Here is a 3,149-nt window from a genome sequence, read left to right on the forward strand (position 1 = left end):
GCGCGCGATCCCTTGCGCTCCCGCCGCCTCCAGCGCAACCGTGACCAGGCTGTCGCTGGAATCGCCGGCATAGCCGTCGGCGCGATGCTGCGTGATGGATTCACGCGGTCCGCCGAGCGCCGAAAGCGTCCACATCGCCGACGAACCCCAGCCTCGCTCCGTGAGCCATTGCGCGAGATCGGACGCCGCGCTGCCATCGCGCACCAGGCAGACGATCCGTGCATCGCGCACCAGATGCGGCAACAGTCGCTCAAACGGTGCGGCATGAAGGCCGAGACAGATGACATTCTCGAGCCGCCAGCCGAGACGCGCGGCGGCCAGCGAGAACGTCGACGGCGCGGAATGCGCGATCCACTCGCCGACCTGCACCTTCCCGACAAGGCTTCCGCCGACGCCATGCCAGAACGGATCGCCCGAGGCGAGAACAACAGTCGGTCGCCCCCGGCATTCGAGCACAATGTCCGCATCGAACGGCACCGGCCAGGCGCGCCCCCGGTCGGTGATCCCGGCCAGCGCAAGGTGCCGCTCACCGCCGAACACGGTTTCGGCTTCACCCAATGCCTTTCGGCTTGCTTCCGAGAGGCCGGCAAGGCCATCTTCGCCGATGCCGATAATGGTCAACCACGGATTACCCATGATGCGCGCCCTGATCCTGGGCGGAACGGCCGACGCCAATTCGCTTGCCGCGACGATCGCGCGCGCGGGCATCGACGCGGTCTATTCCTACGGCGGGCGCACCACAGCTCCTGCCGAACAACCGCTGCCGACCCGGATCGGCGGCTTCGGCGGCGTCAGCGGTCTTGCCGATTATCTGCGTCGCGAAGCCATCACGCATGTGATCGACGCGACGCATCCCTTCGCCGCCGAGATGAGCCGCAACGCGATCGCCGCCTGCGCGCAAACCGCAACGCCGCTGCTCGCGCTCGAACGCGCGCCCTGGGACAAAACGCCCGGCGATCACTGGATCGAGGTCGCGGACGTCGTCTCCGCGGTCGCGGCGCTGCCGGACAGCCCCGCCAACGTGTTCCTCGCAATCGGCCGCCAGCACATCGCGCCGTTCGGCAGCCGGCCGCAGCATGCATATACGCTGCGCTTCGTCGACCCGCCCAACGAGAGGCTGCCATTGCCCGGTGCCGACGTCATCATCTCCCGCGGGCCGTTCACGCTCGAGGGCGAGCTCGAAATGATGCGCGCGCGCGCGATCGCGTGGATCGTCGCCCGCAATTCCGGCGGAGGTGGCGCGCGCGCCAAGATCGATGCCGCCCGCGCGCTCGGCCTTCCCGTCATCATGATCACGCGGCCGCTGCTGCCCGAGCGGCCGCGGGTGGAGAGCGTGAGCGAGGTGATGGAATGGCTCGGTCATCGGACCTGCCTCGGCGCATAGACCCAGCGGCCGACCCGGCGCGTCGCCGAATTGCAGACGATCACAAGCGTCCGCATATCGGCCATCTCGGGCTTGGCGGCGCGCAGTTCGACCGTCTCGATCCGCTGCTCGGGTGTGCTGACGGCGCGCGCGAAAATCACGATGCGCTCGCCGCAGCCTGCCTCCTTCAAGATCTCGAGCGTCCGCGCAAAACCTTCCGGCCGGCTGGCCGAGCGCGGATTGTACATCGCGATCGCGAAATCGGCTTCGGCCGCGAGCCGCAGGCGCTGCTCGATCAGCGGCCATGGCTTGAGATTGTCGGAGAGGTTGATCGCGCAAAAATCATGACCGAGCGGCGCGCCGGCACTCGCCGCCGCCGCCAGCATCGCGGTCACGCCCGGCAGAACGCGAATCGGCAGGTCGTGCCATTGCGGCACGCTTTCCAGCGCTTCAAACACGGCGGACGCCATCGCGAACACGCCGGGGTCGCCGGACGACACCACGACGACATGTTTCCCCTCGGCTGCAAGCCGCAGCGCCTCGCCGGCGCGCTGCAACTCCACGCGGTTATCCGAGGGATGCAGCGTCAACCCGTCGCGCGGCTGCACGCGGGTGACATAGGGTGCATAGCCGACGATGTCGGTCGCCATTGCGAGCGCCGCGGAGACTTCCGGCGTGACCAGCGCCTCGTCACCCGGCCCCAGGCCCGCAATGGTCAGCGTGCCGGTCATCGCACCGCCTCCCTGCGCTGCCCCTGCCCGTGCACCAGCACGATCGCAAAGTACGGAGCGTCAGCCTCGCCGAGATCGGCGAGCCGCGCGACGCGCTGATCCGGCATGGTGCCGCGTTCGACCAGCCACGCGTCGCCGAGACGGCCTGCGGAGGCGAGTGCGCGGCGAATCTTCGGCAGATTGCGGCCGGTCTTCATGACGACCAGCGCGTCGGAGCTCTGCATCCGCTGCACGAGCTCCGCCTCAGGCAGCGTACCCATCAGCACGGTCGTGACATCGTCAGCGAGCGCGATCGGCTGGCCGACCGCATTCCAGCAACCGACCATGCCGGGAATGCCGGCGATCACCTCGATCTCGACCCGCCCCTGCAGGCGCGCATGCAGGTGCATGAACGAGCCGTAGAAATAGGGATCGCCCTCGCAGAGCACGACGATGTCGACCGCGCGCGCAAGCCGCGCCAGGCGTTCGGTCCATTCGTCGTAGAACCCGGCGAGCAGCCGCACATACTCCGGACTGTCGAACGCGATCTCCGTCGTGACCGGATATTCCATCGGATATTCGCTGACGCCGGCGGCGAGCATGCCTTCAACGATGCGGCGTGCCTGCCCCAGCTGCCCCTTCTTGCGAAAATAGGCGACATGCTTCGCCGCGCGCACCGTCCGGTCGGCGCGCACGCTCATCAGATCCGGATCGCCTGGGCCAAGCCCGCAGCAGATAATGCGCCCCATCGCTATTCGCTCCGGCTCGCCAGCGCATTGACGGCGGCGACCGTGATCGCCGAACCGCCGAGACGTCCCTCGACCGTCAGCGCGGGCACCGGCGGCGCGGCCATCAATGCCGCCTTCGACTCGGCCGCGCCGACAAAGCCGACCGGACAGCCGATGATCGCCGCCGGCCGCGGACAGTCGGAATCCTCCAGCATGTTGAGCAGATGGAACAGCGCCGTCGGCGCGTTGCCGATCGCAACGATCGCGCCGGCCAGATGCGGCCGCCACAGTTCGAGCGCCGCCGCCGAGCGCGTGTTGTGCATCGATTGCGCGAGTGCAGGAACCTTG

Annotated in this window: 5 protein-coding genes; 1 reads left to right on the forward strand and 4 read right to left on the reverse strand. The window is 68.4% G+C overall.

Features of this window, described 5'->3' with window-relative positions:
• Positions 1 to 621: precorrin-6y C5,15-methyltransferase (decarboxylating) subunit CbiE (cbiE, locus tag VF497_RS05710; protein ID WP_330886666.1), on the reverse strand; the 621-nt coding region annotated here is incomplete at its 3' end.
• A gap of 13 nt (positions 622 to 634) precedes the next feature.
• Here cbiE and VF497_RS05715 point away from each other — a divergent pair.
• Entirely contained in the window at positions 635 to 1,384 is a 750-nt protein-coding gene (locus VF497_RS05715; protein WP_330886667.1) for a cobalt-precorrin-6A reductase, read from the forward strand.
• On the opposite strand, the gene cobJ is transcribed toward VF497_RS05715, so the two are convergent.
• The 3 genes from cobJ to VF497_RS05730 all read right to left on the reverse strand — a co-directional run.
• Positions 1,360 to 2,094, reverse strand: coding sequence for a precorrin-3B C(17)-methyltransferase (cobJ, locus tag VF497_RS05720; RefSeq protein WP_330886668.1), 735 nt, complete (start codon positions 2,092 to 2,094; stop codon positions 1,360 to 1,362). The genes VF497_RS05715 and cobJ overlap by 25 nt on opposite strands.
• Complete coding sequence (locus VF497_RS05725) at positions 2,091 to 2,822, reverse strand: precorrin-2 C(20)-methyltransferase (protein WP_330886669.1); 732 nt, start codon at positions 2,820 to 2,822, stop codon at positions 2,091 to 2,093. The genes cobJ and VF497_RS05725 overlap by 4 nt, the downstream gene beginning before the upstream one ends.
• A 2-nt stretch (positions 2,823 to 2,824) precedes the next feature.
• A partial coding sequence (locus VF497_RS05730; RefSeq protein WP_330886670.1) for a precorrin-8X methylmutase occupies positions 2,825 to 3,149 on the reverse strand: 325 nt, incomplete at its 5' end.

It is taken from the genome of Rudaea sp., assembly GCF_036383415.1.
Lineage (GTDB): Bacteria > Pseudomonadota > Gammaproteobacteria > Xanthomonadales > Rhodanobacteraceae > Rudaea.

What these genes read in the sequence shown, in the direction of transcription:
- cobJ (WP_330886668.1), bottom strand. Translation starts at nt 2,094, where the DNA reads ATGACCGGCACGCTGACCATTGCGGGCCTGGGGCCGGGTGACGAGGCG.
- VF497_RS05725 (WP_330886669.1), bottom strand. Translation starts at nt 2,822, where the DNA reads ATGGGGCGCATTATCTGCTGCGGGCTTGGCCCAGGCGATCCGGATCTG.
- VF497_RS05715 (WP_330886667.1), top strand. Translation starts at nt 635, where the DNA reads ATGATGCGCGCCCTGATCCTGGGCGGAACGGCCGACGCCAATTCGCTT.